This is a genomic window from Paraferrimonas sedimenticola, assembly GCF_002282855.1.
Taxonomy (GTDB): Bacteria; Pseudomonadota; Gammaproteobacteria; order Enterobacterales; family Shewanellaceae; genus Paraferrimonas; species Paraferrimonas sedimenticola.
The window spans coordinates 339,977-364,983 of record NZ_NRIR01000003.1 but is presented as its reverse complement, the minus strand read 5'-3'; the positions used below and the strand labels follow the sequence as shown (position 1 = coordinate 364,983).

23 protein-coding genes and 3 tRNA genes are annotated in these 25,007 nt (G+C 50.0%); 10 read left to right on the top strand and 16 right to left on the bottom strand.

The window, feature by feature from the left end; genetic code table 11:
* Positions 1-3: 3 nt before the first annotated feature.
* On the bottom strand, positions 4-783 hold the full coding sequence (locus CLC93_RS07595) for a class II glutamine amidotransferase (RefSeq protein ID WP_095505366.1): 780 nt from the start codon (positions 781-783) through the stop codon (positions 4-6).
* A 242-nt stretch (positions 784-1,025) separates the two neighbouring features.
* On the opposite strand from CLC93_RS07595, the gene fadE reads away from it, so the two are divergent.
* The 3 genes from fadE to CLC93_RS07580 all read left to right on the top strand — a co-directional run bounded on the left by fadE (position 1,026) and on the right by CLC93_RS07580 (position 5,988).
* Entirely contained in the window at positions 1,026-3,473 is a 2,448-nt protein-coding gene (gene fadE, locus CLC93_RS07590; RefSeq protein ID WP_095505365.1) for an acyl-CoA dehydrogenase FadE, read from the top strand.
* A 198-nt stretch (positions 3,474-3,671) separates the two neighbouring features.
* On the top strand, positions 3,672-5,480 hold the full coding sequence (locus tag CLC93_RS07585; RefSeq protein ID WP_095505364.1) for an alpha/beta fold hydrolase: 1,809 nt from the start codon (positions 3,672-3,674) through the stop codon (positions 5,478-5,480).
* Positions 5,481-5,661: 181 nt separating this feature from the next.
* On the top strand, positions 5,662-5,988 hold the full coding sequence (locus tag CLC93_RS07580; RefSeq protein ID WP_095505363.1) for a VVA0879 family protein: 327 nt from the start codon (positions 5,662-5,664) through the stop codon (positions 5,986-5,988).
* A gap of 73 nt (positions 5,989-6,061) precedes the next feature.
* Here CLC93_RS07580 and CLC93_RS07575 read toward each other — a convergent pair.
* From CLC93_RS07575 to dnaQ, 5 genes are all read right to left on the bottom strand, one after another.
* Positions 6,062-6,138, bottom strand: a tRNA-Asp gene (locus CLC93_RS07575).
* A gap of 42 nt (positions 6,139-6,180) precedes the next feature.
* Positions 6,181-6,257 (bottom strand) — tRNA-Asp (locus tag CLC93_RS07570).
* A 42-nt stretch (positions 6,258-6,299) separates the two neighbouring features.
* Positions 6,300-6,376 (bottom strand) — tRNA-Asp (locus CLC93_RS07565).
* Between the two features lie 149 nt (positions 6,377-6,525).
* Entirely contained in the window at positions 6,526-7,797 is a 1,272-nt protein-coding gene (locus CLC93_RS07560) for a choice-of-anchor X domain-containing protein (protein ID WP_095505362.1), read from the bottom strand.
* Positions 7,798-7,805: 8 nt separating this feature from the next.
* Positions 7,806-8,534: a DNA polymerase III subunit epsilon gene (gene dnaQ / locus CLC93_RS07555; protein WP_095505361.1), complete on the bottom strand. Its 729-nt coding sequence runs from the start codon at positions 8,532-8,534 to the stop codon at positions 7,806-7,808.
* A gap of 62 nt (positions 8,535-8,596) precedes the next feature.
* On the opposite strand from dnaQ, the gene rnhA reads away from it, so the two are divergent.
* Positions 8,597-9,073 carry a ribonuclease HI gene (gene rnhA, locus CLC93_RS07550; RefSeq protein ID WP_095505360.1) on the top strand — a complete coding sequence of 159 codons (477 nt, stop codon included), beginning with the start codon at positions 8,597-8,599 and terminating at the stop codon, positions 9,071-9,073.
* A gap of 47 nt (positions 9,074-9,120) precedes the next feature.
* On the opposite strand, the gene CLC93_RS07545 is transcribed toward rnhA, so the two are convergent.
* Positions 9,121-9,837, bottom strand: coding sequence for a class I SAM-dependent methyltransferase (locus CLC93_RS07545; protein WP_141237358.1), 717 nt, complete (start codon positions 9,835-9,837; stop codon positions 9,121-9,123).
* Between the two features lie 108 nt (positions 9,838-9,945).
* On the opposite strand from CLC93_RS07545, the gene gloB reads away from it, so the two are divergent.
* Together gloB and CLC93_RS07535 are read left to right on the top strand one after the other, a co-directional pair.
* Entirely contained in the window at positions 9,946-10,722 is a 777-nt protein-coding gene (gene gloB / locus CLC93_RS07540) for a hydroxyacylglutathione hydrolase (RefSeq protein WP_095505358.1), read from the top strand.
* Positions 10,723-10,781: 59 nt separating this feature from the next.
* Positions 10,782-12,353: a lytic transglycosylase gene (locus tag CLC93_RS07535; protein WP_095505357.1), complete on the top strand. Its 1,572-nt coding sequence runs from the start codon at positions 10,782-10,784 to the stop codon at positions 12,351-12,353.
* Between the two features lie 39 nt (positions 12,354-12,392).
* On the opposite strand, the gene CLC93_RS07530 is transcribed toward CLC93_RS07535, so the two are convergent.
* The gene (locus tag CLC93_RS07530; protein ID WP_095505356.1) at positions 12,393-14,228 is read right to left on the bottom strand and encodes an AsmA family protein; all 1,836 of its coding nucleotides are present in this window, start codon (positions 14,226-14,228) and stop codon (positions 12,393-12,395) included.
* Positions 14,229-14,280: 52 nt separating this feature from the next.
* A complete protein-coding gene (locus CLC93_RS07525) occupies positions 14,281-14,760 on the bottom strand; it encodes a putative 4-hydroxy-4-methyl-2-oxoglutarate aldolase (protein ID WP_095505355.1) in 480 nt (159 codons plus the stop codon).
* 149 nt (positions 14,761-14,909) lie between these two features.
* Here CLC93_RS07525 and CLC93_RS07520 point away from each other — a divergent pair, with 149 nt between their 5' ends.
* From CLC93_RS07520 to CLC93_RS07510, 3 genes are all read left to right on the top strand, one after another.
* Positions 14,910-15,239: a hypothetical protein gene (locus CLC93_RS07520; RefSeq protein ID WP_095505354.1), complete on the top strand. Its 330-nt coding sequence runs from the start codon at positions 14,910-14,912 to the stop codon at positions 15,237-15,239.
* A gap of 9 nt (positions 15,240-15,248) precedes the next feature.
* Entirely contained in the window at positions 15,249-15,527 is a 279-nt protein-coding gene (locus CLC93_RS07515; RefSeq protein WP_095505353.1) for a peptidylprolyl isomerase, read from the top strand.
* Between the two features lie 479 nt (positions 15,528-16,006).
* Positions 16,007-16,264, top strand: a complete 258-nt coding sequence (locus tag CLC93_RS07510; RefSeq protein WP_095505352.1) for a helix-turn-helix domain-containing protein — start codon at positions 16,007-16,009, stop codon at positions 16,262-16,264.
* 62 nt (positions 16,265-16,326) lie between these two features.
* On the opposite strand, the gene CLC93_RS07505 is transcribed toward CLC93_RS07510, so the two are convergent.
* Positions 16,327-17,517 (bottom strand): lytic murein transglycosylase, encoded by a 1,191-nt coding sequence (locus tag CLC93_RS07505; RefSeq protein ID WP_095505351.1) that lies wholly within the window; start codon positions 17,515-17,517, stop codon positions 16,327-16,329.
* 211 nt (positions 17,518-17,728) lie between these two features.
* On the opposite strand from CLC93_RS07505, the gene CLC93_RS07500 reads away from it, so the two are divergent.
* The gene (locus CLC93_RS07500) at positions 17,729-19,678 is read left to right on the top strand and encodes an EAL domain-containing protein (RefSeq protein ID WP_095505350.1); all 1,950 of its coding nucleotides are present in this window, start codon (positions 17,729-17,731) and stop codon (positions 19,676-19,678) included.
* Here CLC93_RS07500 and CLC93_RS07495 read toward each other — a convergent pair.
* From CLC93_RS07495 to ompW, 6 genes are all read right to left on the bottom strand, one after another.
* Entirely contained in the window at positions 19,667-20,431 is a 765-nt protein-coding gene (locus tag CLC93_RS07495) for an SDR family oxidoreductase (RefSeq protein WP_095505349.1), read from the bottom strand. The genes CLC93_RS07500 and CLC93_RS07495 overlap by 12 nt on opposite strands.
* Positions 20,428-21,453: a Vgb family protein gene (locus tag CLC93_RS07490; RefSeq protein ID WP_095505348.1), complete on the bottom strand. Its 1,026-nt coding sequence runs from the start codon at positions 21,451-21,453 to the stop codon at positions 20,428-20,430. The genes CLC93_RS07495 and CLC93_RS07490 overlap by 4 nt, the downstream gene beginning before the upstream one ends.
* Entirely contained in the window at positions 21,450-22,607 is a 1,158-nt protein-coding gene (locus CLC93_RS07485; protein WP_095505347.1) for a YcbX family protein, read from the bottom strand. The genes CLC93_RS07490 and CLC93_RS07485 overlap by 4 nt, the downstream gene beginning before the upstream one ends.
* The gene (locus CLC93_RS07480) at positions 22,604-23,212 is read right to left on the bottom strand and encodes a glutathione S-transferase family protein (RefSeq protein ID WP_095505448.1); all 609 of its coding nucleotides are present in this window, start codon (positions 23,210-23,212) and stop codon (positions 22,604-22,606) included. Before CLC93_RS07480 ends, CLC93_RS07485 begins: the two co-directional genes overlap by 4 nt.
* A complete protein-coding gene (locus CLC93_RS07475; protein ID WP_095505346.1) occupies positions 23,212-23,982 on the bottom strand; it encodes a TerC family protein in 771 nt (256 codons plus the stop codon). Before CLC93_RS07475 ends, CLC93_RS07480 begins: the two co-directional genes overlap by 1 nt.
* Before the next feature lie 146 nt (positions 23,983-24,128).
* The gene (gene ompW, locus CLC93_RS07470; RefSeq protein WP_095505345.1) at positions 24,129-24,773 is read right to left on the bottom strand and encodes an outer membrane protein OmpW; all 645 of its coding nucleotides are present in this window, start codon (positions 24,771-24,773) and stop codon (positions 24,129-24,131) included.
* Positions 24,774-25,007: the final 234 nt, after the last annotated feature.

The following is a 25,007-nucleotide window of genomic DNA, read 5'->3' as shown; positions in this document are numbered from 1 at the left end:
ACACTAGCCGCCTTGGTCAATTAGCTCGCCGTGGCGAAACACACACCACTGCCCAGGCTTCATCACGTGCCAGTCTTCGTTGTCGGTCAGCGGCCGAGTCGCAATCACAGTCACCACATCGTTGGGCGTGGTTTCTTGATGAAAATCCACCACCATATCGGTATCAATGAGCTGCGCCTTACCAAAAGGGGCACGACGGGTGATCCAAGACAGATTGTTAGAGCAATACACTAAGATGTAATCGCCGTCGCTTAGCATCATGTTAAAGACGCCAAGCTCGCGTAGTTGGTCTGCTTGTTTAACCGCGTAGCGAAACGCACTTTTAATATTGCTTGGGCGCTTGGGGTACTTTTGTTGCAAACGTTCCATCAACCAACAAAAAGCCATCTCGCTATCCGTGTTGCCCACTGGCAGGTAGATGTCCGTTTTCAACTTGGGTTTGTAACCCGACAGTTGACCATTGTGAGCGTAGCTCCAATAGCGGCCCCACAGTACGCGTGTAAAAGGATGAGTGTTCTCTAAACACACTCGGCCTCGATTGGCCTGTCGAATGTGGCTAATAACGGTACAACTTTTGATGGGATAGCTTTTGATCAGCGAGGCGACCTCACTTTCACAAGAGGGTTTGGCGTCTTTAAAAGTGCGACATCCCTTGCCTTCGTAAAAGGTAATTCCCCAGCCATCCACATGAGGACCAGTAACGCCACCGCGTTCCACCAGTCCAGTAAAGCTAAACACAATATCCGTAGGTACATTGGCAGACATCGCCAACAACTCGCACATTCAAAAACCTTTATTTTGTCGTAATTTCAATGCCCTTAACTATCCCCAATTGCGAGGCGTTTGGCAAACCTCGGAAGCATATCGCCTATTTTGCAAACAATGGATTTAAACAATTGTTTGAAAAACAGTTGCATCTTATTAACGTTCACGCTAATTTCGTGTGAGAGTGGTCAGACCACGAGCTATAATGTGACTTGACGCACGAAATAAAAACTAACGAAACCTAAGTAAAGGAGTCAGCCGTGAACACCCTTTTATGGATCTTAGCCCTGTTGGTCTTACTAGGCAGCGTGAGCTACCTCAGACTGTCTCTCAAGGCCTCGACCCTGATACTGTTCTCCGCGCTATTAGTAGTCAGCCTTACCTCTGGCCTACCAATCTGGGCTTGGGTGGTATTTGCTGCAATCGCACTACCACTGAATCTAACCAGCCTACGTCAAAGCGCGATCAGCAAGCCTTTGTTGAAACTGTATCGCAGCATCATGCCAGAGATGTCGTCCACCGAGAAAGAAGCCCTAGACGCGGGTACCACATGGTGGGAAAGCGAGTTATTTGCCGGTCAGCCGGATTGGCAAAAACTGCACAACTACCCTCAGCCGCGTTTGACTGCTGAAGAGCAAGCTTTCTTAGACGGCCCTTGTGAAGAGCTGTGTGCTCTGGTCAATGATTTTGAAGTATCCCACGAGTTGGCCGACCTGACTCCTGAAACTTGGCAGTTTATGAAGGAGAAAGGCTTCTTCTCGATGATCATTAAGAAGAAGTACGGTGGTCTAGAGTTTTCAGCCTACGCTCAGAGCAAGGTGCTCCAAAAGGTGTCAGGCGTGAGCTCTGCGCTGGGCTCTACCGTGGGTGTCCCCAACTCGCTAGGGCCTGGTGAGCTGTTGCAGCACTATGGTACCGAAGAACAAAAGAACTACTACCTACCTCGCCTAGCCAAGGGCGAAGAGATTCCATGCTTTGCCTTGACCAGTCCAGAAGCCGGTTCCGATGCGGGTGCCATCCCTGATTTCGGTATCGTTTGCGAAGGCGAATGGGAAGGCGAAAAAGTCCTAGGCATGAAGCTGACTTGGAATAAGCGCTACATCACTCTAGCACCTGTCGCGACCGTGTTGGGTTTGGCCTTTAAACTAGAAGATCCCGATGGTCTGCTCGGTGACCAAAAAGACGTGGGTATCACTTGCGCCCTGATCCCGACCGACACCAAAGGCGTCATCATAGGTCGTCGTCACCTAACCCTGAACAACATGTTCCAAAACGGCCCGACTCAAGGCAACGGCGTATTTGTTCCACTGGACTTTATTATTGGTGGTCCCAAAATGGCCGGCCAAGGCTGGCGCATGCTGATGGAATGTCTATCAATTGGACGCGGCATCACTCTGCCGTCAAACTCAGCGGGTGGTGTTAAGACCTTAGCAGCTGCGACCGGCGCCTATGCGCGAATTCGCCGCCAATTTAAAATGCCTATCGGTAAACTCGAAGGTATCGAGGAGCCATTGGCCCGCATTGGTGGTAACGCCTATTTGATGGAAGCTGCCAGCTCGCTGACCACCACAGGTATTGACCTGGGTGAAAAGCCTTCAGTGATTTCAGCAATCGTGAAGTGCCACCTTACCCATCGCCTGCAAGAGTCGCTAATTGACTCGATGGACATCCACGGCGGTAAAGGCGTTTGCATGGGGCCGAGTAACTATGTGGGCCGAGGCTATCAAGGCGCGCCGATTAGTGTCACTGTGGAAGGGGCCAACATCCTGACCCGCAACATGATCATTTACGGCCAAGGTGCGATTCGCTGCCATCCATACGTGTTGGCAGAAATGGAAGCGGCTTATCAACCAAATCCGGCGGAAGCCTTGAAGCAATTTGACAGTGCCCTATTCGGTCACATCGGCTTTGCTCTTAGCAACTTCAGTAAGAGTCTGTGGTTTGGTTTGAGCTCTGCCCGTTTCTCAAGTACGCCAACAACCGACGTCACCAAGCGCTACTATCAGCACCTGAATCGCTTTAGTGCCAACTTAGCTCTGCTATCAGACTTGGCCATGGGTATTTTAGGTGGCGAACTCAAGCGTCGCGAGCGTATCTCTGCCCGTCTTGGCGATATGTTGTCCCAGTTGTACTTGGCCTCGGCTACTTTAAAGCGCTTCGAAGACGAAGGTCGCCCTGCAGAAGACTTGCCATTGGTGCAATGGGCCGTTGAAGATTCGCTGTACAAGCTGCAAACCGCACTTGATCACTTGCTCGAGAACTTCCCTGCACCTGCGATGGGCAAGGCATTGAGCTGGTTACTAATGCCTTGGGGCAAACCTGTGACGGCGCCTAGCGATCGTCTGGACCACAAGGTGGCGCGTATCCTACAGACCCCTTGCGAAGCACGCTCGCGTTTGATCAAAGGCCAGTTCTTACGTCCATGCGAGAACAATCCAGTTGGATTAGTAGAAGAGACCTTCCACAAAATCCTAGCGGTAGAGCCTGTGTACGACAAAGTCTGTAAAGGCCTAGGTTACAAGCCGAAGTTCCGCTTCCTAGATAAGATAGCCGAGCAAGGCCTAGAGATAGGCGCGATTGACGAAGCCGAAGCGCAACAACTGCGCGAAGCTGAAGTGGCACGTCTGCAAGTGATTAACGTAGACGATTTCGACTCAATCGAGCTCAAAGCGCAACGAGTGCCAAGCACTCAGGAACGAGCCGCTTAAACCCCACTCCTGTCGATAAACGCCTACCGCTCGGTAGGCGTTTTTGTTGCTACGAAAACAATCATTCCTGCACCAGTGCTCTAGCACCGCGAAAAAAACTATTAGTTTTTATAATCCTAGGAGTATTGACATGATCCTGTCTATATTAGTAATCGTAAGGAATGCACTACAAAAATAACACCAGCACTAGGAAGGGTTATGAAAACAACTTCGCAAACCATCGACACTAACTCGATGGCTACCGCTGAGCCAAGCGTGCAAGTCAATCAAGACGTGATGTATCTATACAAGTCACAAGAGGGCTTTGAGGCCATCAAGACTTGGTACGACGAATTAGTGGATCAGATAGAGATTGATTTCACCTCAGAGTACGTAGATACCCGCTTTGGCAAAACCCACATGCTAGTGTGTGGCCCAGAAGACGGCGAACCCATGATTCTGGTGCAAGCGGTGGCGGGCAGCGCACCACTGTGGCGCAACCAATTGCCAGTGCTTGCCAAGCGCTTTCGAGTCTATGCGCTTGATACTGTCGGCCAGCCCGGTCGTAGCGCCCCTAACCCACCCTCGTATTTCAACAATGACTACCTAAATTGGCTGTGCGATGTCCAAGATTCTTTGGGGCTGAAGAAATCCCATTTTATTGGTGTCAGTACTGGTGGTTGGAAAGTGATGCGAATGGCCACCGATTACCCAGAGCGCGTGGACAAGGTTGTGATGCTAAGCCCAATGGGGCTCTCTCACGCCAGACTGCCTTGGAAAATCTGGTTCAAACGGGTGATGCAAAAAAGCAAAGATGCCAACGCCCTTGAAAACGAACTAACCGCCAAATCGATTAAGTCACCGAGTGCTAGCGGTAGTGTGTCCTTTGGGTCATTTGACCGTCAGTTGGCTCGCGCTATGGCCCTGTGCACACGCCATTTTCGCCTTGACCGAGCGATGTGCATCTACAACGACAAAACCCAAAAGATCAGTTTCATTAAAGCTTTCAAACTGGTTTGGCAATTCTTTACCTCAGAGAAGAAAAGCTTGCTGCAAAAGATGGAAGCACCAGGATTGGTGTTATTTGGCGAGCACGAAATTTTATACAACCCAGATAAGGTCAGTAAGAAAGCGCTGAAACTTATGCCTAATGTCGAGGTTGGCATTATTGAAAAATCGGGCCACGCCTGCATTTACGACCAGCCTGCCGAATCTAACCGTCGAATCATGCGCTTTTTTGACGGCATAAAAACCCAAACCGCACCTGAGCCACTAGCGGATACTAATGTTATCAAGGAACGTTTAATCAAAGCCGGGCAACTTGAAGAGATCCACGGTGAAGACGGTGGTCCTTATATGCGCTTGATGCTCAAACGCGTCCCCAATGTAGAAGCAGGGTTTATGCGTATATGGAAAGCCCCACAAGGCTCGCACATTGACCGTGTGTTTCACATTTGGATGGGAGGCCGTGGCAATGACATGAATTTAATGTACGCCATGACCCGCGCCGACTCGCCTGTGCCCCACTTTTTGATGCACTACAACTTAAATCCCAAAGACATTTGGAGTTATCACATCGATATGGTGCCCAAGGTCGATGGCGTTATGTACCCAGACTACTGGCGCAAGGTCATGAGCCCCCTGAGCGCCATTACCGAAAGCAAAGCGGTCAAAGCCATTCCTACTCGCCGCATTCAAGCCGATCGCAAACAATACTTGTCGAGTTGGAGTATGTACGGCAAAGAAGTGCCAAAGGAAGAATACATGTATGTGCGTGATGAAGTGATGCCCCACTTTGTCGATCACTTCTTAGAACTTGTCGATAATTGCGACTATCGCACGGTGGGCAGCGCCTACCTGATAGAACGCGGTCGCAAACAAATGGACGTGTTATTTGACCGAGAGATGGACCGAAAAGGCTGGGGTCGCTTAGAAGCCCTGTTTGGCGAAGAAGCTGGTGAAGCTTTGAGAAAGGCCTGCAGAGATGAGCTTTGTGAGATAGAGATGCCAGCGGCGAACCACTATTGAGATAAAACGTCTTTGTCCAGAAACACCAAGGCCGAGTTTTACCGCTCGGCTTTGGTGTTTTTGCGCTCGAATTGATGTGCAAATTGCTGCGCTAACGTCAAACCGAGTAAAGTCTCGCTGCTGTTGTGCAAGCCATGCTAGGATGCTGTGACGAGATAAGCAGTATAAGGATTCACGGACGATGTCAGACCAAGCCCCCAAGCAGTACACCCTCGACGACTGGCATTGCTCAATGCGAGCCTTGGGCTATCAACGCATGCAAGACGTGCAGTTTGAATGCCCCAAATGCAAGACCAGACAGTCAGCCAATGATTTTATAGAACACAAGATAGGCAGCTCAATCCAAGACGTGCAGTCGATTCTGTCGTTCACCTGCATTGGCCGTTTCACCGCAAACATGGGGTGCGACTTTTCTTTGGGAGAAAGTGACGGTGGGCACGAGGTAGAAGTTTTATTGCCTAGCGGCGATGTGCAGCCCTGCTTTAAACCCGTGGCACCGGACGCCTAAAACCTCATTCACTTTTCAGACATAAACTTCAGACACAAAAAAACCTGCTCTATGGCAGGTTTTTAGTAAGCAGTGGCGGAGCGGACGGGACTCGAACCCGCGACCCCCGGCGTGACAGGCCGGTATTCTAACCAACTGAACTACCGCTCCACGCTTACTGGGTGCTATTTAACTTGTTAGCGTCAAGGCAAGTGGCGGAGCGGACGGGACTCGAACCCGCGACCCCCGGCGTGACAGGCCGGTATTCTAACCAACTGAACTACCGCTCCACGCTTACTGGGTGCTATTTAACTTGTTAGCGTCAAGGCAAGTGGCGGAGCGGACGGGACTCGAACCCGCGACCCCCGGCGTGACAGGCCGGTATTCTAACCAACTGAACTACCGCTCCCCTCTCAATGTGGGCTGCATAATACGAATCAGCCGCCACAGCGTCAACCTTTTTTCCGCATGATTTAAGCTGTTTATACAAAAAATCACCAAACCCTGCGGACTTGGCGATTTATTGATAACAAATTGGCGAATTGGCGTTCGATTCGACTATGGCAGGGTTAAATTTTGTTCGTTGCTCGATACGCCCTTTCGACTTAGCGCCATCAACTCGGCTTCCTGTTGTTCAAGCTGCTGGGCCGCTTTGCGTCGGCGACGCACCAGCCAAAGCGCCAATCCACCAAATAGCACAGCACCGCTGTTGCCGCCTATCACCCAGACCAACACCTTATCTTTGTGCTGTTGTCGCTCGGCTTCGATTGCAGCTTGTTGCTGTGCCAGCAGTTCATCAGGCGTTGGTGGCGGCGGAGGTGGCGCCTGGTAATTGACGTGAATTGGCGCCTTCACAAAGTGAACCGGACGCCCCTCCAGCGTTTCAGAAAACACTTCGGCGTTTATCTGGTAAGTGCCAAATTCGTCAATTTGCGCGAGGTGCAAGCGTTGGTTCTCTATGTAGATATCATCAAACACTGCGTCTTGGCTGGCATCTTTACCACGGGTGATGCTTAGCTTTAGGTGAGTTTTGCCAAGCACCAACTCATTTTGGTCCGTCGAGATGTTCAACCAAAAACGCTGAGCTCCATCGACCACAGAGGTCTCAGACACCAAATCGAGCGACATGGGCGCTTCGACAATCTCTACCTTCTGTCTGTGCTTGCGCTCAAACACTTCATTTCTGGCTACCACTTGGATCTGGTATAGCCCTTGCGGGCGAGTGAGTTTGAAGTAAGCCGTGAAATCACCATCATCGGGAGCCGCATCATAGCCTTCGCCATTGTCGCGATAACGGCCTAATTGCAGCGCATTGGCAGAATTGATCAGTAAGTTTGGGTCATCGCCCGCAACAATCATGGCGCTCCAATCCACCGCAAAGTCCAATCCAGGCATGCGATTAACTTTATCGTCGGTCAGCAGGTTGGCGGTGAGCCTAAGTTGCTCGCCTTGAAAGATGCGCTCGGGAAACGATTCGACTTTAATGCCGAGCTCGGACACCATTTGCAGCATAGAGTCGCTTTCAAACCCACCAAGAATTTGCCATGGGCCGGCCGGGGGATTTTCAATTTTGATGATGTCGGCGCTAGCACTGTGCGCCCATGAAACGTTGGCAGGGTGTCGGTCTGAATACCATTTATGGCCATCGGGAAGTACCAGGATCACCGACGGAGTGGCGTACTGACGCTGGATCATCAGGGTGACTGACTCCACCTGATGATCAATTCTAAAGCGGTTTTTAAGCAGACTCGATTGTGTGTGAGTTGCCGCTTGCACTAGCTGAGTCATCAACAGCCCAATCAGTACAAGCAAAGTCCCAATGACGCGCATTCCAGCGATTACCCTTCACGCCACAAACACCCGTGTTTGTCGGCAAACAGTTCCAAACGTTTTTCGTGATTCTCTAGTTCATCGGCCGATGCGGCGATAACTTTAAGAGGATTTCTGGCTGGGTTAAGACGGCGAATGCCGGTATCGTCCGAATTGGCGCCCTCGCCGGCCCAATTAAGCTTGGTTTGGCCGCCGGTCATTAACAAATAAACGTCGGCTAAGATCTCGGCATCGAGCAAAGCGCCGTGCAAGGTCCGGTGGCTGTTATCGATACCGTAACGCTTACACAGAGCATCCAAGTTGTTCTTTTGCCCTGGGAATAGCTTTTTAGCCAGATCCAGAGAGTCGGTGATCTGGCACATATTTGCGGTCAGTATGTCACCGCGATTGAGTTGAGCAAACTCGTGGTCCATAAAGCCCACGTCAAACGGTGCGTTGTGCGCCACCAACTCAGCGCCGTCAATAAACTCAATAAATTCATCGGCTATCTGGGCAAAAATCGGTTCCGCAGAGACGCGCTCATCGGTGATGCCGTGTACTTCAATGGCTTCAGGGTCAATCGCCATTTGCGGATTAATGTACTGATGGTAGGTACGCCCAGTCAAACGGCGATTAATAACCTCCACCGCGCCAATTTCAATAATCTTGTGGCCCAAATAGTGCGGGCCACTGGCCTGGTTCATTCCCGTGGTTTCCGTATCCAGAATGATCTGACGATTGAAAGTTGCTTGTGTCATAGGCTTTTTAGTAATGTGGCTTCAAATTGGAAAAGGTCGCATTCGGCCATGGTAACAAGCAAATGGCGCAAACTAAACACATAAGGATATACACCGACGGTTCCTGCCTGGGAAATCCGGGCCCTGGTGGATACGGCATACTGCTGACTTACAAGCAGCACAAAAAAGAGCTGTCTAAAGGCTATCGGCTTACCACCAATAACCGAATGGAAATGTTAGCGGCAATTGTGGCGCTAGAGTCCTTAACCGAACCCTGCCAAGTCACATTAACCAGCGACAGCCAGTATTTGCGCCAAGGTATCACTCAGTGGATCCACGGCTGGAAGAAAAAAGGTTGGAAAACAGCCTCAAAACAGCCGGTTAAGAATGTGGATTTATGGAAGCGGTTAGACACCTGCCAACAGCAACATCAAATCGATTGGCAATGGGTCAAAGGCCACGCGGGCCACCCAGAAAACGAGCGAGTTGACGATTTGGCTCGAATTGCCGCCGAAGAGGCCGCGACCCATATTGACGAAGCCTACGAGAATTCTCAATAAAGCGTACATACAAATACGCAGTATGGCGAATTTCGTAAACTGCTGTTTTATTGTGGGTTTTTAACTCTGGATGTACGTCCGGCGGTTGGTACAGGTCGCCATGCAGCCTTTTTGGCGCCCTTTCTTTTCTTAACCGGCGTCATCGGCAAGCTGATTTTCTTTGCCAAAATCATGTACACACTGCCCGCTTGAGCAAAGTGTTTGTCGGCGAAGCTTTGCAGCTTAGATTCTGGCTTATAGTCACCTAGCATGTGATGCACCAACAAACGCTCGTTGGCCACCACCTGATACCCCAACAAACTCAGCCAATCGCACAGCCGTGCGCTGCCAAAAAAGCGGCCGCACCAGGGGTATTGTTTTCGCTTGCTGGGAATCAGTTGCCCTAGCAACAGGCTACTTAAGGGATTAAACCCCAGAATCATGATATGACCGCCGCCGATTGTGGTTCTATCCACCTCGCGAAGCAGCGCATGGGGATTCTCTTCGAAATCCAGCACGAAGCTCATTAGGGTCAAATCGATACAGTGGCTTTGAATGGGCAGGCACTCGGGCGATAAACGAATGTCCGTATCACCGCAGTGATAGCCGCTGAAATGACGTTTGATGGGCGCTTTGTGCGTATCGAGCTGGGCACTTAAGGCGCCAAGCTTAAGAAGCTGGTCGCCAAGCATACCGATCAACCACGGGTCGAGGCATTGCTGGACCATGTCCTTTAACTTGTCACCATTGGGAAGCTGTTGCCACGTCAGCGGAGGTTCAAACACACCCATCTCCCTGTTTGGGGTTTTGGCCTAGATTAGGGGTATTTAAGCTATACAAGCAAGTATTTCCACCAGTAAACTGGGAGAGATAATACCAAGCAGGACAGTTTTATGATTCAGGTCATTCCCATTCCAGCCTTTAACGACAACTACATTTGGTGTCTCACTCGCAAAAACAGCGATTATTGCTATTTGGTTGACCCAGGCTGCTTTGAATCGGCTCAAGATTATCTGAATCGCGCCAACAAGGCCTTAGCGGGCATCTTGGTAACCCATCATCACTGGGATCACACCCAAGGAGTTGATCCTTTGTTAGCCGCCTACGGCGAGCAAGTGACAGTATGGGCATCGGAAAGTGGCGACTACTCCTTCCCTCACGTACCTTTGCACCAAGGCTCGGCTATCTATCTCGACAAACTCGATTTGGAATTGTCGATATTGGCGACCCCTGGCCACACGCTAGACCACATCTGCTACTACGGCGATGGCATGCTGTTTTGCGGCGACACTTTGTTCAGCGGTGGCTGCGGGCGTTTGTTTGAAGGTACCGCCGAGCAGATGCATCAATCCTTGAGTAAATTGGCGGACCTGCCAGACGATACCAAGGTGTACTGTACCCACGAATACACCTTGGCCAATTTGCAATTTGCCAACTGGGTCGAGCCCAATAACAAAGACCTACAGGCCTATACCAACCAAGTGAATCAATTGCGCTCGGAACAAAAGATCTCCTTGCCAACTTCCATTGGTTTAGAGAAAGCCATCAATCCTTTTTTGCGTTGCCACCAAAATCCAGTGGCACAGCAAGTGGCTGATCACTATGAAAATCCGGTTGAGGGGCCATCGCGCACCTTCAAAAAGCTGCGCCAATGGAAAGACAAGGCATAGCAAAACCGGTAACATAGCGGGTTTTGAGCCTAAAAACACATTCAGACTCACGGGGAAACATGCGCTATTTTGCTCCCACAGCTGTGGCTTTGGCACTGATGCTAGCCGGCTGTCAATCGACGCCCAAACCAGAACAAAAGGACGCGTCAAACCAAGTTAAACCAGCTGAGCCGGTTCAAACCGCTGAATTAGAAACGGAAGAACAACTCATTGAAGAACTGACGCCCGCTGAGCCTGCGCCTGCAGCAGATGTGTGGGATCACATGGCTCGCCAGATGCACTGGCCTGACGTGGATAACAAACGCGTTCAAACCTTTAAGAACTGGTACAAACGCAATCCAGAGCACTTGGCGCGCGTTAGCGAACGCTCTGAGCCTTTCATGCACTACATTGTGGCCCGTTTTGAAGAACGCGGATTACCAATGGAGTTGGCGCTACTGCCAATTATTGAAAGCGCGTTTGCCACCTACGCCATTAGCCACGTTGGCGCTTCTGGGTTCTGGCAATTCACCAAGCCCACCGCCAAGCACTTTGGCTTGCAAATGGACTGGTGGTACGACGGCCGTCACGATGTAGTAGCCTCTACCGAAGCTGCCATCGATATGTTGGAGTACCTGTACAAGCGTTTGGACAATAACTGGCTGTACGCGGTTGCCGCCTACAACAGTGGCGAAGGCCGAGTCATGCGCGCCATTAAACGCAATCGCGACGCCGGCAAAAGTACCGACTTTTGGTCACTGAGCTTGCCCAAAGAAACCGAACGTTATGTGCCTCAACTGATAGCTCTGGCTGACGTCATTAAAAATCCAGACGCCTATGGAATTAAGCTACATCCTGTGGCCAATCAGACTCGTATCGCCGCCGTTGATGTAGGTGCCCAGATAGACTTGGCTTATGCCGCTGAAATGGCCGATGTTTCGGTACAACAGCTGCAAGAGCTAAACCCTGGTTACCACCATTGGGCCACCTCGCCCAAAGGCCCGCACCAAATCCTGTTGCCTCTCGATAAGGTAGATGGCTTTGAGCAGGCGCTGGCGCAAAGCTCACCGAGCGACTGGCTGAAATGGCAACGCTACCAAATCAAGAGTGGGGACAGCCTTAGCGTGATTGCTAAACGACACAAAACCAGCGTGTCGATAATTAAGTCGGTTAATCACCTCAAGGACAACCGCATCACCGCTGGCGATCACCTTCTGATCCCAGTAGCTGCGAAAGATGCCAGCCAGTACCCGATGAGCCTGACTCAACGAGCCAGTCAGCGTCACGCTGCCGGTTCAAATAAGATTCAACATGTGGTTCAGTCTGGCGATTCCCTGTGGGAATTGGGACGCACCTATAAAGTGCCTTACAAATCCATTGCCCGTTGGAACAAGATTGCCGTTAACTCGCCGCTAAAGCTTGGCAGCAAGCTCACCATTTACACCGACAAACCCAGTGCCAAAAGCAGCGGTAATGGTGTGATTCGCACCATTACCTACAAGGTTCGCAAAGGCGATTCACTATCGCGTATCGCCGCGAGATTCAGGGTAACCGTCAAAGACCTGAAACGCTGGAACCAGTTCGATGACAAGTACTTGCAACCCGGGCAAAAGCTCAAGGTTCACGTAGACATCACCAAAGTCAGCGTGTAACAGCAAAACTAAGGGCGCCAAATGGCGCCCTTATCAATTTTAGAATCCAAATCCTTTAAAGCGTTCTTTTAGCTTGTCTTGCAGCTTTTCCTTAAGCTTGTCTTTCTCTTCGTCCACCCGCTCTTTGAGCAAGGCTTCGGTGTCTACGCCAAACTTAGGCTCGGTGAAGTTGCCGCTGATTTTAATTGGCACCTCCAGTCCAGACAGGTCTCGATCGCCCCCTTGGCCGGACAGGCTACCCACCAATTTTGCTTTTATCAGATAGTCCAATTGCTCCGCCATCAAATCGGCGCCACCGGCACCGCTGACTCGCAATAAAGGCGACTCCATTAGGAGATCTGGGTTATTGACCTTGCCATCCGCGATATTCAAGCTGCCGGTCATCGAAGTGAAGTCGGTTTTTTCCGCTTCGCTACTGGCGTTCAAATCCCCTTTCATCGCCGCTTGTGCATCGCGAATTTTTTGCGGAATGTTTATCCCGTATACCGCACCGTCGGTAATCGCAAAGTCACCGTTGGCATTGAGATTGCGCTTAAGCTTATTGGCGATTAGCGAAGAGCCTTTACCTTGGATGTTGAAATTCGCCGTCCCCGCTAGCAAATCTACGTCGGCCAGATCTTTAAGCAGAGGCTGAATCTGCACTCCGTTTAAGCGCTCATCAAAGCTGTAGGTTGCGACCGACTTGCGAGCATCTAAGGTCGCACTGGCGCTTAGCTTGCCGGAATACAGGTCTGCGGACAGTTCACTAAGCTTTAGTACACTGTCTTTAAGCACAGTCGACACCACCCAGTTGGTGGTGGTCAGGCCGGCGACTTTGACCTCGCCTATGCTCAAATCCCCTTCAAAATTAACGAGACCCAGGCCTGAAAGGTCAGGCTCTGTTTCATTGGCAGGTTTGGCTGCAGGCTTATCAGAACCGCCTGAAGCCGGTTCGGCCTCGGCCTTGTCACCACCAGAAAGAGCATCTAGATCGACTTTGTCTATGTTCAGCGCCAACTTGATATCCGGCACCTTGGCTCCATAGTTAACATCGAGCTGGCCGTCGATATTCATGCCCATAACCGCCGCGCTAAACTCGCTTAGCTGTGCTGTTGAAGCTGCTAGGTCTAGATTCACCGCTTGGCGATTGGTAACGCTCAACGGCTCGCCCTCAGCAGGCGTATAGGTGGTGTTCATTTCACTGCCGCTGATTGCGATTTGCTGCATTGAGGCGGCAATGGTCAAGTCGCCGGTCATTTGGCTCGCGACCGACATACCTTGAGCGGCCAACTGCCAGTCCAAACTAAACGGCGTTTGTTGGTCTAGCTCAAAACGGTCCAATCGAAAGTGGTTTAACAGAAACTCTGTTTTACTCTTGTCTTTGCGGTTATCAATCAGCACTTTGGCGTTTTCAAAGCGAACCCCATCAATCACTAGACCACTTAGACCTTGGCTAGTCTGACCGGATGGTTCTGGCGTTTGCGCTTGAGCACTTGGCTCGGATTGAGTCACCAGCCCGTCCATCGAAGAGCGCCCATCAGCTAGGGTAACAAGGTTTAGTTCGATCCCTTCAAACACCAACTCGCCCACTTGCAGCTGGCGTTGCAATAGCGGCATTAAGGCCACATCTGCCTGTACTGCTTTTGCGGCAAACATAGGCAGCTCAGAAACCTCTGCTGGGTTAGATAAGCTAACCCCGCCCAATTGCAGACTTACCGATGGGAAAATGGATAGCTGAATGTCTTCGGCTATGACAAGTTGGCGGCCAGTTTGCTGTTGGACCGCGTCAGCAATCTGCCCTTTAAAATCGTTGGCATCAAAGAACAGGAGTAAATAACCCGCGACCAGTACCACCACTGACAGGATGACGCCTAGCAAGAGTTTTAGCGCTTTCATGAGAGATCCTTAATTATTGCTATTCCCTAAGTCTAGCTAATGAGTCGTTGTTTTATAACAGTTTATTTTTAGAAATTGCGGCACCATGACCATCGGCGTATAACCAATCACCCGGGCGTATCTCAACCCCGCTGACTTCTAAGTTGAGCTGGGTTTCTCCCAGTCCGCGTTTGTCGGTCTTTATCGGGCAAGCACCAAGCGCCTGAATGCCAATATCGAACTGCGCCAATTGAGCGACATCGCGCACGCAACCCAAAATCACTATTCCAGCCCAGCCGTTTTCCATTGCCGCTTTAGCTAACATGTCACCCAACAATGCCCGTTGCATCGAGCCGCTGCCGTCGACGAGCAAGACGCGACCAAGGCCTGCTTGGTTTACCAACTCTTTTACTCGAGAGTTATCTTCAAAACAGCGCACAGTGACCACAGGTCCACAGAAGCTGGATTTTCCACCGTAATTGCGCAGCTCACTTCCAAGCCAACTGAGCGCGTTGGGGTGGTCATCAAATAAATCGGGCAATAAATCAGTCATTTGTACCTCCTTGTCGAGAACTTTTGGCGGATGCAGACACATCTCTATTCAAATAGTTAACCATTCTGGCTAGCGATGCCAATCCTATTTGGTTTAATATTTTCGTTATTCCACGGTCTAAACAGTAAACCTGTCCATTTGAGCCCTATATGAGCAACAATTTGAGTTTAGAAGACGCCGTTGCGTCACTTGATCAATATCAGCTAACCGAATCGCGAAAGGAACTGGCCAATGCTCGAACCTTGGAGCAAATGAAATCGGCCATAGATGATCTAAATTACAGTGAGAAGCGACTACAGCTATTAGCCCAAGCCAGTCAGCAAGTGCTAGACGAGCATCGACAAAACTCGCTAAAACAACAGCAAATTCAGACCTACAAGACTAAGATTATCAACCTATCCCGCGAGTTGAACATGAGTTACCAGGACGTCATCGACAACCTGCACCTTTTGGATCAGCAAGCCAATAAAAGCCGTTAAGGAGAAACAATGTCTCAAGCATCCGCCCGCCACATCTTGGTGGACACTGAAGCTCAATGTAATGAACTGAAGCAGCAAATCGAACAAGGCGCCGATTTCGCCGAGATTGCCAAGCAACACTCGAATTGCCCATCGGGACGTCAAGGTGGCGAACTTGGCAGCTTTGGACCTGGCATGATGGTCGCTGAATTCGACAAAGTGGTATTTTCCGCGCCGTTGAATCAAGTGCAAGGTCCAGTTAAAACTCAGTTCGGTTATCACCTTTTAGAAGTGACTAGTCGCACCTAACTGCGCTGACACCCAGTTTGCGCTTAAGTTACAGATGTTAATCTACAACCTCTTAAGCGCAGGCTATTTTCTTCCTAGGTCTCTACCCCGTTTTCACTAGTAACTTTTTCCGATAAAAAAGAACAAAACAGCCTTATTGTCTGCATTTTCAATATCTTATATGCTTTATTAAAATGCGGATTAAAAATTCCTGCCCGTTCGGAATATTGATTCGGTTGCGAAAAGGTTACAAGCTTGGTATAAATTTCCTGTTGGACGTGCAAAAAGCTTTGTTGGTTAACATTTTTGTAGTATTGATGAATTAGCGCTTGCTAAACCGGAATTAAGTTGAATAGACTCATAACCGAATTCGCGGAGTGCTAAAAGGAATTGTGCTTTGTGAGCACTTAGCTGGAAAGCATTTTCACTCTTCTGTCCAAAGAGGCTTTCCACTTCATTAACCCACCCTGTAAAGGGTCATTACGAGTTCCAATAACGATATGCCGAAAACAGCAGTAGACAAAACAAGTATTGCCCAGGCGCTCAATGAGCTTCGGGTAAAGAGTAAACTCAGTCAGGAAAAGCTGGCCCAACAAATTGGCATTTCTGATCGCTACGTCAGAAACATTGAGAGTGGCAAGAGCATGCCTTCGTTCGACATCGTTCGTCGATGGTTTTTTGCAACTAAGGCTTCAAAGAAAGCCATCTACTCTATTATTCAGCTGTCTCCAGAAGCACAGCAGCGCGAAGAAGCTTAATTCTTTAGCAAGAAATAGATTTGACGGCCTGAGCGATTGCTCAGGCCTTTTTATTGGAAGGGTTATCTCAACAGCTGACGCATCAGCTCATCACTGGGATAGCCGTCAGCCACCAAGCCATTAGCCTGCTGGTAGGCTTGAATGCCCTTTCGCGTTTTGGGGCCAAGACGACCATCGGGTTTGCCCACATCGTATCCTTTGGCATTTAAACGCTCTTGTATGTGGGTCAGATCCTCTATGCGCAACTTGCCAAAGCTCTCTAGAGAAACACTCAAGCGCCCTGCGCCATTAATTCGATCGGCCAAATGCCCCACAGATATCGCGTAAGACTCTGAGCGGTTCCAGCGCATGATCACGTCAAAGTTGTCGTAAGCTAAAAAGGCCGGACCTTTTGCCCCGAGAGGCAGTAGTAGCCCTGCTGACATATCAATACTCGGCATTGGCTTACCCTGCACTGTTGTGACACCCTGAGTGCGCCACTGGCTTAAAGCCTGTTTTTGTCCACGTCCTAAGGGAAGAATGCTCTGGTTAGGGTCAAGTACCACTTCTCGGCCCCACCGCTCGCCTGGACGCCAACCAAGCGAACGCAAAAAGTTTGCCGCCGAGGTTAAAGCGTCCACCTCGCTATTCCACAAATCGACGATACCGTCGCCATCACCATCTACAGCGTAGGCGTTGTATGCCGATGGCATAAATTGGGTGTGTCCAACCGCGCCAGCCCAACTGCCCAGCAACTCATGAGGTTCAAAACCGTTGCGCTCGGCTAAGGTCATCGCCTGGACAAACTCGCCTGTAAAGAAGTCTCTACGACGTTTATCGCACGCCAGGGTCGCAATAGCATTAATGGTGGGCATTTTGCCCTTGTAGCTACCGTAGTTTGTCTCCAGTCCCCAAAAAGCAATCAGGTATTGACCTGGAATTCCGTATTCAGCGGTCAAGCGTTGCAGCAGGGCCTGATGCTTGCGCAACATCTTGCGACCTTCCGACACTCGCCATTCTGTCACACGCTTATTCATATATTCAGCGAAAGTTTCGCGAAACTCAGGTTGGCTTTTGTCCAGCGAAAGGGTTCGAGGAATGGGTTTAACCTCTAACATGGTGCGATCGACTAATGCTGCATTTACGCCAGCGTCCTTAGCTGCATTGGCCAGACGCACTTTGCATTGTTCAAAGCTTTGTTCGCTTGCCTGCAGTGCTGTACTCATGGACAAACAGCCGCACAGGGCGATACCCAGCGATAGAGCGCGTTTCATTATTATGCTCCTTGGAAAACGATTGAAATGGCTTGGGTAAAAGCTACTAATACCATTGCCGAATAAGGCGTGACAACTACCAACCCTGTTATTTTTCGACTCAGTGCTAAGAGTATTTAAATTCCATCTGTAAATCAGTAGTATGAGTCAATTGGGGATCGTCTAGTTAATAGGCACCCGCGCCTATCTGTGCATAAGGGAGTATGCGTAAATGAGTCTGCAACGACAGTTACTCGCACTGGTTTGGATAATCGGGCTGATGTGTTTTGGTTTGATGCTTTTTGTCAACCTGTCCACCATGCAAGGAAAACTCAACGAACAACAACAACAAACTGTCGCTCAAGTTGAGCAAATGACACGTCTAAGCCTAGAGGCTCAATCGCAACGACAGTTAACTCAAACTCTGCCAAGGCTACTGGAGCAAGCACTAAAAAATCCTACGCTGCACTCAATAACAGTGACGCTGTTCTCTCCCCAGTCCACCTTAATCGAGCGCAATGCACAAGCTAGGTCCCGAGCGCCGCATTGGTTTACCAAAGCCTTCCCGGTCGAGCAAAACACGCTCGAAGAAACTGTGTTTTTCAGCGATGGTGGCCAGGCGAATCTTCGTCTAGTGTCTAGCGAGTTCTACGTACAAGACCAACTCTGGATACTCTTTAAGCGCCTAGTGCTGATATATCTGCTTGCGGTCGTCATGATTGGCGCTGTGGCCAGTATGGTAGTGGGTAAGCTAATTCGCCCGCTAGCAGCGATTGAGAAACAAGCCAAAGCGATTGAGCGCAAAGACTTTACGGTGCGCTCCCCTGTGCCAAAAACTCGCGAATTAGGTCGAGCGGTCAGCGCTTTGAATCATATGAGCGACATCATCTACAAGCGCTTTAAAGACAACGCACGTCAATTGCAAAGTCTTAAAACACAGATCCAGCAGGACCCAGAAACCGGCGTGTTTAGCCGCCGCTTCACCTTGCAACAGATCGAAGGCCGAATCGCCGAGGGACGACAACAATACGCCTTGATTGTGCTTCGCCTCACGCATGCCAGTCAGGTGCGACGCAGTTATGGCTTTCCGATTTGGAGTGAGATGGTCAAAGCCAGTATTTCAATCCTAGAATCCAGCTTTAAGGCTTTTCAACCGACGCTCGGGCGCATTAGCGAGCACGAATTTGCGGTGCTTATCCCAGCGGTGTTGCCCGCGGACATACACCAGCAAATACGCGCCTGTAATCAGCAAATGAAACAGTTGCACGGTAAAGGCATAGCACCAACACCTGAGGTCTGCACTATCGCTGGCTGTGTGATTCAGCCGCAAGACAACGCCTCTACTCTGTTGACTCGAATCGACAACATGCTTCGTCAAACCGAAAGCGAAGGCATGAACGGCTATATCTGGCGCGCTAACGTGGAGCCAAGTGGTATGATGCGCACCGGTCAGGAATGGGTAGCCTTATTAAAAGACAGAATTCGCCGTAAAGCTCTGGTGATTGAGCGTCAAACGCTAGTCAATAGTGTGGGCGGTAATCCAATCCACTACGAAGTCTACGCCAGACTCAACGACGAAGTTGACCAACAGATGTCTGCGGGTAACTTCTTACCCGTGATTGAGCAGTTCAATTTAGGTGCAGAGCTTGATTTAGCCGTACTTGAAACCGCGTTAGCACAAGACTTTGACGCACCTGTGAGTATCAATGTCTCGTTAGCCTCGATTCACGACACCATGTTTGTCAGTCGCTTAGCTGGCTTGTCGAGCGAGCAGCGTAAAAAAGTGGTTATTGAAATCCCGGAAACCCATTATCAACGCGAGCCAAAAGCGGTACAGGCTTTTGTGAAGATCTTACGCTCATTGGGAATTGAGTTCGGTATGGACAATTTGGGCAATGCCAAGATTAAGCTGGACTACATCGCTAAACTAAGGCCCAATTACGTCAAACTGTCTCCTGCTTTGTGTCAGGCCAAAGACCAAGAAAGCCTGCACATGGTGACCATCATCTGCAACACGGTGCACAATCTAGAAATCCCGGTTTACGCCACAGTAGTAGAGAGCCAGCAACAGCTGTTACAACTACACGAAACCGGTATCGATGGCTTCCTGGGTTACATCAATAATCCAGGAAACCAGATGAAAACGCCTTCGCAACCACAAGCCCAACCCTTAGCGGATTAAGCGCCCTGCAATTGCATTGGGCAGATGCTTGAGTAAAAAGCTAATCGGTATCCAAGGCCAGCCCGGAACATAAGCGCTGGCCTTTTCAGCTTCAATTGCCTTAACCATTGAACGCACCCCAACATCAGTCGCCACGCTAAAGGGGCGACTGCGGCTACCGGTCGCGATGTCACTGGCTATGTAGCCGGGCATAATGCAACTGACTTTGATTGGAGTATTGGCTAACTCGAGTTGTAATCCTGAGGCCAACGAACTCAGGGCCGCTTTGGAAGCAGCGTAGGTGTTCATGGTCCCGGGAAATCCGCGTGTGGAGCTCACCGAAGAGATACACACCAAGTGTCCAAAGTTCTGTTGTTTGAAGATAGCCACCGCATGCTCGATTTGAGCCAACGCGCCCACCACATTGGTCATCAGGGTTTGACGATTAGCGTTAAAGCCACCATTGCCGATGGGGACACCTTTGCCGATGCCCGCGTTAACTATCACTCGATTAATCGCACCAAAATGCTGGCGAAACTCTTCAAATACCACGGCCACTTGCGGCTCATCCACCACGTCCAACTGGCGAACTTGTACGTCACACTCTGGGTTTTCTTTCACTATCTCTTGGCGCAGTGCTTCTAGGTTTTCTAAGCGTCTGGCGCAAAGCCCTAGCGAGTATCCCAAACGAGCGAACTGGCGGGCCATTTCCTGACCCAGTCCAGCGCTGGCGCCTGTAATAATGATTACTGAGGTGTTGTTACTGTTACTCATTTCGGTACATTACCTACAGCAACAAAGCCCGTATCAATGCCAAACCAGAATTGATCTCGCTGCGGGTCAAAATACATATGACGCACCGAACCGCCAGCTTCGACTGGAGTTGTACTAATCACTTGCTGGGTTTTGGTATCGAAACCCACCATCTGGTTGGGCATTACGCCAGTTTCAGCAATCCAGATACGGTCTTGCGAATCAATGGCCGTGCCATAGGGCAAGCTGCTTTTGCCATTGGGCATGTTCCACTCATCAAACTTATCCGCATCGGGCTGATAACGCCCGATTTTGCCGCCGCGATAATCCAGGTACCAAATTTGGCCTTTGCTATCGATTTCCAAACGACGTGTGCGAATTTCTGCGCGTGGCATTGGGAATTCGGTTTTCGCCAAATCGGCTGCCGCCAACTTCACTAAGCGATCAGCCCCTAATAAGGCAACCCAAACATCGCCGTTTGGCGCGATTTTAATTCCATAGGGACGGGAGTTCTCTGTGTCCATTTTTACTACTGACACTTTACCCGTCGCGATTTCTAGCTTTCCTGCCACATTGGAGTGTTGCGCGGTAAACCAGATATCACCTTTGGCATCAAACACCAGAGTATGAGGATCTTTAACGCCTTCTGGCATATCAAAACGCTCGGTTTTGCCGGTCGCAGGGTCGAATTTGCCAATGTAACCATCGCGGTTGCCTGCCATCCATACCATGCCGTCAGCATCCACAATTAAATTGTGTGGGTGAGTGCTTTCTGGAATTTCATAGCGAGTCATCTCACCACTTTTGGGGTCGAGTTTGGCGATATAATTGCCAGCTTGCCCGCAAAACCAAATGTGGCCATCCGGTGCAACGAAGGGATCTCGCGGCCGTCCACCCCACTCTACCGCCCAGTCTTGAATCATCAGTTGCGAAGCGGCGGCTTGCTCTTGTTTGTCGGCGGCCGTTGGCTCGTTTGCGGTTAGTGGGCTTGTGACTAGCAAACTCGCTCCCGCTAACACTAACGCGCTTAATACAGGTTTCATCTCGGCTCCTTTCGAGTTTTGGTTGGTTTCAGGGAGTGAGCCCTGATATCGCTTATAGGGATAGCGCAACAGGCTAAAATCTTTCCCGATTCTTGATCTTTTTGGTTTAACGCGCGAGCTGGCGGCTGGATCACTTCGCCAGATTCTAGTTGCATCATACAACTAGAGCATCGTCCTGAGCGGCAGCGATAGCTCAACTCAACACCAGCACTTAACCCTTGAGCTAGTAGGCTGGTTTGATTGTCGCCCGTCACCTTTTGACCATTGAGTTCAAACTGCAATTTCTCTGCCTTTGCTGGTGGAGTGGCAATCGGTGGCGGTGACACGTCGCGTTTATCGGGATACGCCTGTGGTTGGCGGGTTTGCAATACCTCAACCACATCCCCCTGAGTAATCACACCCGTATTCAGCGCAATTAGGTTTTGGCCAAAGTACAGCTGGCCATCTTCGCCCTGACGAAATTTAGACAAGGTGGTCAAAGGCTCTTGCTCTGCCTGATAGGTCAAGGTTTCTGGGTCTAGTGTGGTGAAGTTGCAACGACTACAGGGCTCCACCAGTTCAAACTCAACCTCACCGATACGAACTCGTTGCCAGTGGTCTTCAATAAAGGGTAATTGTGCTGACACTACTAAGTTTGGACGAAAACGCTCCATCGACAGAGGCTCAGGAGAGCGCCAATTTAACTCTCGAAGCGAAGCGTCAGATATCAACAACAAAGGGTAGCCGTCGGCCATACTGAGGCTTTGGCCGGTTTTTCCACCTAGTCGCTGCGAACGCTCGCCACAATACAAAAGCTGCGCCGCTTGGCCTAACACTCGGCTTACATAGGCATCGACCTCGTCGCTGATGTGAAAGGCTTCAAAACTGTCACTCCACACCTGAGCCGGCACTGAGATTTGTAAATCCTCGAGGGACGCGCTTATTTGTTCATGGTCGGGGTGGCTCAGACTCAGCTGTTGATTAGCAATCCCCGCCTTAAATCTCAGCATCTTAGGCTCGCTACGCCCGGTGATCATTTGGCCGTTGGCATCGATCATTAATAAACGCCGGTCCTGAATTAAACCTTCAAGCCCGACATCGGCTGTTTGCAAAGATTCTGGTGCGCCGGATTTTAGCGGATAGCGCCAAATCTGACTGAGTTTAGGGGTACTCATGCCACCCCCTGACGATGCTTACTTTGAATCAGGTGCTCTGATACTCGCATTATCCAAGCCACTAAATTTGGATAGTTGCCCAGTTCGATACCCGCTTCGTGGGCGCGAGAGGTATAGGCATACAGGCTGATATCCGCCAAGCTCATACGCTCACCGACCAAAAAACTCTGGTCTGTCAGGGCGCGCTCCATGACCGCTAGCGCCTTGTGGCCAGACTCCACTTTTTGCCGATACTCGGCCAAACGTTCATCGGGTAAGCCTTGATACAACTTGATAAACCTGGCTACGGCCACGTTAGGCTCGTGACTGTATTGCTCGAAACTCAGCCACTGGTGCATTTTGGCCTGCTGCCAAGCATCTTGTGGCCAGTAGCGAGTATGTTGGCCGAGATAGCACAAGATGGCGTTTGACTCACTGAGAGTGCGTCCATCGTCTAGTTCGATGACTGGGATTTTGCCGTTGGGGTTTTTCACCAAAAAGGCTTGGGTTTGGGTTTCTCCCGCCATGATGTCCACTTCGCGCCAGGCATAGTGAAAGTCCAATAAGTCACACAACATTCTGACCTTAAGGCAGTTACCCGAGCGACTATCGCCGTATATAGTGATCACAACAACTCCTGAGATTCACTGGTAGGGGTTAATTTTTTACTCAACCGCATTTGGCGCTTTTGACGACGTCGGCGATTGGCGATATTGAGCAGCTCCACAGAAAAAGAGAACGCCATCGCAAAGTAGATATAGCCTTTTGGCACATGCACTTCGAATCCTTCCGCCACCAGAGTAAATCCAATGAGCAACAAAAAAGCCAAGGCCAGCATTTTTACCGTGGGATTGGCGTCAACGAATTGGCCAATGGGTTTTGCGGCAAACAACATCACCACTACCGATGACACCACAGCTATCACCATAATGGATAGGTGGTCCACCAGGCCCACAGCGGTGATCACAGAATCCAAAGAGAAGACAATGTCCAATACGGCAATTTGTGCGAGTACCGCGCCAAAACTGGCGTAGCTCGCGCCTTGTTGGTTGTCCTCAACTATGTCGAAACTGGCGTGTATTTCGTGAGTGGACTTGGCGATGAGAAACAAACCGCCGCCGATCAAGATTAGGTCTCGACCTGAAATGGCATGATCAAACACGCTGAATAGCGGCTCAACCAATCCCATCACCCAAACTAGGCTGAACAATAAAAGCAATCGAGTCAGCATCGCCAGACCAATCCCCAGCTGGCGGGCTTGATTGCGCCGCTCTGGTGGAAGGCGGCCAACCAAAATAGAAATGAAGATAATGTTGTCGATGCCCAGCACAATTTCCAATGCGATTAGGCTTGCCAACGCAGCCCAGGCTTCGGGGCTGGCTACCCAGTCAAACATGCAAAAATCCTTGTAAAACCTGAATGCAATGGAGTAACAGTGTAGCCACTATACGGTTAAAGTCCCAAAGGGTACAAGTTTGCAGGCTGCCGACCAGATACAAAAAAGCCCCGCAAAAAGCGGGGCTTAGCGCTAATTAACTCAGCTTAGAACTTGTAGCCAACGCTTAGCATGTAAACTGTTGGGTTGACTTTGGTCGCGATAGACACTGGCGCACCACCAAGCTTGAACTTAACGTCAGTTTCAATGTTGGCGTACCAGATAGAGCCATTCACCATCCAGTTGTCGTTGATCTTGTAATCTAGACCGGCCTGCACCGCGTAACCCCAAGAGTTCTTGATGTTCAGATCAGTCAGAGCACCCTCTAGATCGTTGGTGAACTTAGCACCAAAGAAGTTAGTGAAGTTAACACCAGCACCAATGTAAGGGCGTACTTTTGAGTTCTTGTCCAAGAAGTAGTACTGAGCAACCAGAGTTGGCGGCAGGTGCTTAGTTTCAGCAATCTCGCCTACACCATCTAGCGATACTTTGTGGGTAAACGGGGTTGCAGCAAGCAACTCAATGCCAAAGTTGTCAGTGAGAAGATAAGTGAAGTTCAAGCCCACTTGCGTGTTGTCGTTGATTTTGAACTCACCAAAACCAGCCACGTCTTCACTACTTGCATTAGGTGAAACGTTTACTGCACCAACGCGAGCGATAAAGTCCCCAGCTTCGTGAGCTAAAGCCGTGCCTGAAAAGCTAGCGGCTAGAACACTTGCGGCAAGAACGCGGACCATAGGACGAGTTGTCATTGTGATACTCCCAAATAAATGACCTGTAAACAGGATGTTTTTGTTTTGTGATTTGCGCGCAGTGTGTCAAAAAGCTAACTAGGAATTCTTGATCTGGATCAAGTGTGTTAACAAGCTCTCCATAAAGGAGTAGACGCAGTGATCAGCATCACATTTTAATGTCGGTTCTAAGGGTGAATCTCAGAAATAATTAGCGAACCTCGCCATAATTGCGTCAGATCAAGTTTTGAAATG